Here is a 4838-nt window from a genome sequence, read left to right on the forward strand (position 1 = left end):
CTGACGATTCTCACAAATGCGCAATCCCATGCGCGCAGCGCCCCGGTTCCGGCTTGCCTGCGGCCGGCTTCCCTTATAGATTGCAGGCTAACGGCAGGCAGCAAGGTATCGGCAAATGGCAAATATTCGTGATGTGGCGCGGTTGGCCGGCGTGTCCATCAGCAGCGTGTCGAACCTGCTGAACAATCGCAGCCACCAGATGAGCGCGCAGACCCGTGAGCGCATCGAACGGGCGATGGAAGCCCTGGGATACCGGCCGGCCCGAGCGGCGGTGCCCGCGCCGCAGGCGAAGATCATCGGCCTGCTGCTGCCGTCGATCGTCAACCCGAGCTTTTCGGCGCTGGCGCATGCGGTCGACGGCGCGGCGCGGGTTCACCGTTACCGCGTTTTGCTCGGCAACGCCTACCGCCAGGAACAGGAAGAAGCCGCGTTTATCGACGATATGTTCCTGCACGGCGTGCGCGGCATCATCGTAGCGGCGAGCGACATTCGCCAGACTCATTTTGTTCGGGCCGCCGAGCGTGGCATGAAGATTGTCAGCTACGACAGCCCGTTCGCCGAGCCGATGGCCACCGATACCCGACTGTTCGACAGCGTGTCGATGGACAATATCGCCGCCGGGCGCCTGGCCGCGCAGCACCTGCTCGAGCGCGGCTGCCGACACATCGTGTTCGCCACCGAAGCGACGCTGACCGTCGGGCGCAGCCACAAGATCGACGGTTTTCTGAGCGCGCTGGGGCACAGCCTGAGCGAACGCCAACGGGTGATCGAAGGCAAAGCCAACAGCGCCTACGGCGACACGGAAATGTTCGACTTGGGGCTGACGCTGGCGCCGCGCGTTCTCGCGTTGGCACCGCGCCCGGACGGCATCGTGGCGATTAACGATGCGCTGGGCATCGGGCTGATGGTGGGCCTGCGCGCCGCCGGCATCCAGGTGCCCGCAGACATCTCGGTGATTGGCATCGATAATATCGCGCTGGCCGGCCTGGCCGAACCGGGGTTGACGTCGATTGGCCCACCGCTGGCGGAGATGGCGCAGCTGATGGTCGAACGCCTGATCGGCCGTATCAACAATGATTTGCAACCCCCCGGCGAGTTTCTCTTCCCGCCGTCGGTCATCAGCCGGCGCTCGGTCAAAGCCGCCGGTTAATACGGTAAAAACGACTTTCCCAGACGATGCGCAGCCGGCATCGTCCGGATCGTCGCAGCTAAAAGCAGAAAAAATAGAATCGTCGCAATAAATAAACGGCGCGACGCTTTTATGCACGCAACGTCGTTATTCAGCACGCCGCTCATGACTTTGGGCTGGGCCGCTATTATTCCGATTAACCACATGGGAAAAACCATGATGAAAAAAACAATGCCAAAGGATATTGAACGCAGCGCCATCAGGAAATTGACGCTGCATATTGTCCCCCTCATGATCTTATTGTATTTCCTGGCCTTTCTCGACCGCAACAATATGGCCTACGCCGCCAAAGCGCTGGAAGATAATCTGGGATTGACCGCCTCGGCTTTCGGCTTCGCCTCCGGGATTTTCTTTATCGGTTATTTCCTGTTTGAAATACCCAGCAACGCCGGCACTATTAAATTTGGCCCGCGCATCTGGTTCGCCAGAATATTAATTTCCTGGGGCATCTTCGCGACCCTGCTCGGTTTTGTGCGCACGCCGCTGGAGCTGTATATTTGCCGTTTTATGCTGGGCGTGTGCGAAGCCGGTTTCTTTCCCTCGGTGGTGTATTACTTCACGGTCTTCTTTCCGGAGAAATACCGCACCAAAATTCTCGGCATGTTTATCATCGTCCAGCCGCTGTCCAACGCGGTCGGCTCGCCGATTTCCGGCTTTATTCTCAATATTCAGCATGACTGGTTCGGGTTCGCCCCCTGGCAGCTGCTGTTTATCCTCGAAGGGCTGCCGCCGATCGTCATCGGCCTGCTGATCCCGTTCCTGATCAAGAACTCCCCCAAAGACGTCGGCTATCTGAACGTGGAGGAAAAAGCCTGGCTGATGAGCAACGCCGGCCGCTCCAAATCCGGCTCTAAAATCACGCTGGCTGACTTCCTGAAGGGGATTAAAAACAAGAAATACCTGCTCTACGCGCTGCTCAACTTCGGCATGGTGTGCGGCATTTATGGCTTCGGCACCTGGCTGCCGTCGATCATCAGCGCCCTCTCCGGCGGCGATATCTTCCGCGTCAGCCTACTGGCGCTCATTCCCTACGGCCTGGCCGCGCTGCTGGTCTATCCGTGGAGCCTGTGGGCCAGCAAAACCAAAAAGCTCGGCGTATTTGCCGGCCTCAGCATGGTGGTTGCCGCCATCGGCCTGATGGGGGCGGTGACGTTTTTTAAATACGACCCGCTCGTCGCGCTGTCGTTCCTGTGCATCGCCGCCATCGGTATCTACACCGCCGTGCCGCCGTTTTTATCCATGCCCGCCAATATCTCCACCGGCGCGGCTGCGGCCGCCGGGCTGGCGGTGGTCAGCTGCATCGGCAATATCGGCGGTTTTGTCGCCCCCTATGCGGTGGGCGTGCTGAACGATCTGACCGGCAGCAGCGCGCCGGGGCTGTTTTTCCTGGCCTCGTGCCTGCTGGCCACCGGGCTGATCTGCATTTTCTACTGCGCCAAACAGCGTGAAGGCGTCATCAATTCTTAACGAACCAATAAGGAGTCAATCATGGGCGATCTTGCGGGCAAAAAGGTCTTTATCACCGGAGCGGAACAGGGCATTGGCCGCGCCACTGCGGAGCGGCTGATCAAGGCCGGTTGCGACATCTATTTTCACTATCACAGCGACGAAAGCGGCCCCAAGGCGCTGGTGGCGCTGGCCCATTCTCTGGGGCAAAAAGCCGCTTACGGCTACGCCGATCTCATCGATACCGACGAAACGCTGCGCTGCGTCGCGGCCGGCGCCGAGTTTCTCGGCGGCATCGATATTCTGGTCAATAACGTCGGCGGCATCGTCGGGCGCAAATGGCTGGGCGAGATCGACCGCGCCTTCTGGCAAACCGTGATCGACGTGAACATGACCACCATGCTGAACGTGACGCAGAGCGCGCTACCGTTCCTGAAGGCGGCGGCAAACGGCGCCAGCATCGTCAACCTGGCCTCGCAGGCCGGCCGCGCCGGCGGCCACTCCGGCTCGCTGGTCTATTCCGCCACTAAGGGCGCGGTGCTCACCTGGACGCGCTCGCTGGCGGCGGAGCTGGGCGAGCACGGCATCCGGGTAAACGCGGTGGCGCCCGGCCTGATCCTCGGCACCCGCTTCCATAATCGCCACACCACCCAAGAATCGGCGGAGGAAACCGTTCGCGCCATCCCGCTGGGCCGCGCAGGCACGCCGGACGACGTGGCGCGCGCCATCACCTTTCTGGCGGCGGAATACGACGGCTTCATCTCCGGCGCCACTCTTGATATCAACGGCGGCATCTACCGCATGTAATTCAGCTGCGGGCGGCACGGCTGCCGCCCCCTATTCAGGTATCGCCTTATGATTAAATCCGCCATCATCCACCCGCCGCTGCTCGCCGCGCTGGCGCAATGCGGGCATAAAACCCAGGTGCTGATCGCCGACGGCAACTACGCCTGCATGACCCACGCGCCGAAAGACGCCACCGTGGTCTATCTGAACCTGGCGCCCGGCACGCTCGCCGCTCCGCCGATCCTGGAAAAACTGCTGGCCTGCATCAACGTGGAAAGCGCGGCGCTGATGGCCTGCCCGCCGGACTTCACCAACACTATCGAAGCCGAATACCGGCAGCTGCTGCCAGAACATTGTCCGATCGAATACCTGCCGCGCGAGGCGTTTTACGCCGCGGTCAAATCGGATCGGACGTTGCTGGTGATCGCCTCCGGCGAACAGCGCCGCTTCGCCAACCTGCTGCTGACGGTGGCGCCGGTGGTGTGATGACGCCATTGCGTTAATGGCGGTTGTGCCCCAACCGCCATACCTGCGCTTTACGCCAGCTGCTGATTCACGATATCCGCCACTTCTTTCGGCTGATGATTGATGAAGAAATGATCCGACGAAACGGTGTGCAGACCGATATGCGCGCTTGTATAGCGCGCCCAAGCCGCCATGTCCGTCTTGGAAACAGTGCTGTCGCGGCTGCCGTGAATCAACACCAAAGGATAATTGATTGTCTTCTCCTTCAACGCCCGTTTCATATGAAAATTAATCGACAGCTCGTTGCGTATAATAGGAAAAAATAAGCTTCTGAAATCAACGTCATCCAAAATATCAGGTTGAGTTCCGCCATAACGACGCAATACTTCGGCCATTTCATCATCATCTGAATGCATCGGATCATGCTTAAAATCCGTAATGTGCGGCGGTGCTTCTGCGGCGATAAAAATTCGCGCCGGCGGTTTATCCTGAGCGATAAAACGACTCGCCAATTCAAAGGCGAATAATCCGCCATTGCTGTGACCAAGAAATGAGTACGGTTTTCCCGACATCAGGCTCGTGGCTTCTCGTTCCACCTCATCCAGAATTTTGCAGACATCATTGCACAACGCCTCTGAAAAGCGGCGCCCATTGCCGGGCAGTTGCATGGCGTACACGGACGTATTGCTATTGACGTAGTGAGAGAATGGCACGAATACCTCGGCATTTCCGGCGGCATAAGGGAAACAAAATAAAATATGCTCATCATCCCCACCGGTACCCCTTTTTATTTGCTCAAACCACATACGGCTTCCTCTGCTTTGCAAGAATATGACGCTATCCGCCACCGCGGAGAACGGGAGCGGCGTAATCAAAATCAATACCGTAGCGGGATCAGCGGGATAGTTTATCCCGCTGATTTCCCCTCAGGTATAGCGAACACGCTGCGCCA

Annotated in this window: 5 protein-coding genes; 4 read left to right on the top strand and 1 reads right to left on the bottom strand. The window is 58.9% G+C overall.

The features are described 5' to 3' along the window. Positions 1 to 115 precede the first annotated feature (115 nt). The 4 genes from FOT55_RS20470 to FOT55_RS20490 all read left to right on the top strand — a co-directional run bounded on the left by FOT55_RS20470 (position 116) and on the right by FOT55_RS20490 (position 3907). A complete protein-coding gene (locus FOT55_RS20470; RefSeq protein WP_147823938.1) occupies positions 116 to 1150 on the top strand; it encodes a LacI family DNA-binding transcriptional regulator in 1035 nt (344 codons plus the stop codon). 270 nt (positions 1151 to 1420) lie between these two features. Continuing rightward, the gene (locus tag FOT55_RS20480; protein ID WP_016927236.1) at positions 1421 to 2656 is read left to right on the top strand and encodes an MFS transporter; all 1236 of its coding nucleotides are present in this window, start codon (positions 1421 to 1423) and stop codon (positions 2654 to 2656) included. Between the two features lie 21 nt (positions 2657 to 2677). Then, complete coding sequence (locus FOT55_RS20485) at positions 2678 to 3442, top strand: SDR family NAD(P)-dependent oxidoreductase (RefSeq protein ID WP_025303314.1); 765 nt, start codon at positions 2678 to 2680, stop codon at positions 3440 to 3442. A 48-nt stretch (positions 3443 to 3490) separates the two neighbouring features. Continuing rightward, on the top strand, positions 3491 to 3907 hold the full coding sequence (locus tag FOT55_RS20490) for an RbsD/FucU family protein (protein WP_025303315.1): 417 nt from the start codon (positions 3491 to 3493) through the stop codon (positions 3905 to 3907). Positions 3908 to 3957: 50 nt separating this feature from the next. Here the strand turns inward: FOT55_RS20490 and FOT55_RS20495 are convergent, their stop codons facing one another. Next, complete coding sequence (locus tag FOT55_RS20495) at positions 3958 to 4692, bottom strand: thioesterase II family protein (protein ID WP_049204955.1); 735 nt, start codon at positions 4690 to 4692, stop codon at positions 3958 to 3960. Positions 4693 to 4838: the final 146 nt, after the last annotated feature.

The sequence above is a fragment of the Serratia bockelmannii genome (genome assembly GCF_008011855.1).
GTDB lineage: Bacteria > Pseudomonadota > Gammaproteobacteria > Enterobacterales > Enterobacteriaceae > Serratia > Serratia bockelmannii.